The organism is Phyllobacterium sp. P5_D12, assembly GCF_054049495.1.
The window spans coordinates 1-1729 of record NZ_JBFUMG010000742.1 but is presented as its reverse complement, the minus strand read 5'-3'; the positions used below and the strand labels follow the sequence as shown (position 1 = coordinate 1729).

The following is a 1729-nucleotide window of genomic DNA, read 5'->3' as shown; positions in this document are numbered from 1 at the left end:
ATAGGTCAGTTTGACAGTCGTTTGATGGGACAGGCTTTCGGAAATGTCATCAAGAACGCCGCCGAATCCGTTGAATCCATTGTGAAAGAGACTCATGCGAACGGACACATTCTTGTCAGATCCAGACAGGATGATGCGGCGATCGTCGTGGAGATACTTGACAATGGCAAAGGCCTGCCGCGCGAACATCGCCAGCGGCTGCTGGAGCCGTACATGACGACTCGCGAAAAGGGTACCGGACTTGGTCTTGCTATCGTCAAGAAGATTGTCGAGGACCACGCTGGACACCTCGAATTGCATGACGCGCCGGAAGATTTTTACGGGGGCCGGGGCGCGATGATCCGCATGACTTTTCCAACCACACAGACCGTTACGCCGGTCGAAGCAGAGACCGATAAATCGGCAAAACAGGTGAATTAATATGGCATCTGACATTCTTGTGGTCGACGATGAGGTCGACATCCGTGAACTTGTGGCTGGCATTCTCAGCGACGAAGGCTATGAGGCCCGGGTCGCATCCGACGCCGATAGCGCGCTCGCTTCGATAGACGACCGCATACCCCGGCTGATTTTTCTCGACATCTGGATGCAGGGCAGCCGTCTGGATGGCTTGGCGCTCCTGGACGAGATCAAGCTGCGGCATCCGGAGATCCCGGTCGTTATGATTTCTGGCCACGGCAATATCGAAACGGCCGTTTCGGCCATTCGCCGCGGTGCTTATGATTTTATCGAGAAGCCTTTCAAGGCTGACCGTTTGATCCTGATTGCCGAGCGGGCATTGGAGACATCGAAGCTGCGCCGCGAGGTCTCCGACCTGCGCAAGCGCTCGAGCGAAAGCTTCGAACTTCTTGGCAGTTCGCTCTCCATGAATCATCTTCGCCAAACCATTGAACGGGTTGCGCCAACCAACAGCCGCATCATGATCACAGGCCCTTCCGGCGCAGGCAAGGAACTGACCGCGCGTGCCATTCATGCCCTGTCGACACGTTCCAAAGGACCGTTCGTCAATCTGAACGCGGCAACGATCACACCGGAACGTATGGAAGTCGAACTATTTGGCACCGAATCCGATGGTGGTGAGCGCAAGGTCGGCGCCTTGGAGGAAGCGCATGGCGGCATTCTCTACCTGAATGAGATAGCTGACATGCCGCGGGAAACCCAAAACAAGATTCTGCGCGTTTTGGTGGACCAGCAGTTCGAGCGGGTAGGAGGCACCAAGCGGATCAAGGTCGATGTTCGTATTCTTTCTTCGACCGCACAGAACCTCGAGGCAATGATTGCCGAGGGACGTTTCCGTGAAGATCTGTTTCATCGGCTCGCGGTCGTTCCAGTTATCGTCCCGCCATTGGCTGACCGGCGTGACGATATCCCTGCGCTTGTCGAGTTCTTTATGGGGCAGATCGCCGATCAGGCCGGTATCAAGCCGCGAAAGATTGGTCCCGATGCAATGGCAGTACTGCAGTCGCATTCATGGCCGGGCAACATTCGCCAGTTGCGCAACAACATCGAGCGCCTGATCATTCTTGCCCGGGGCGACGATCCAGAATCGGTGATTACCGCTGACCTGCTGCCCGCCGAGATTGGTGATACACTGCCAAAACCACCTACGGAATCGGACCAGCACATCATGGCGCTGCCGTTGCGTGAAGCACGGGAGCGGTTTGAGAAGGAATATCTGATAGCCCAGATCAATCGCTTTGGTGGAAACATCTCACGCACAGCTGAATTC

The 1729-nt window shown here is 55.8% G+C and carries 2 protein-coding genes; both read left to right on the top strand.

Features of this window, described 5'->3' with window-relative positions; all coding sequences use genetic code 11:
* On the top strand, positions 1–420 hold a 420-nt coding region (locus tag ACXJ5O_RS25945; protein WP_457302419.1), incomplete at its 5' end, for a sensor histidine kinase.
* 1 nt (position 421) lies between these two features.
* On the top strand, positions 422–1729 hold a 1308-nt coding region (gene ntrX / locus ACXJ5O_RS25940), incomplete at its 3' end, for a nitrogen assimilation response regulator NtrX (RefSeq protein WP_457302418.1).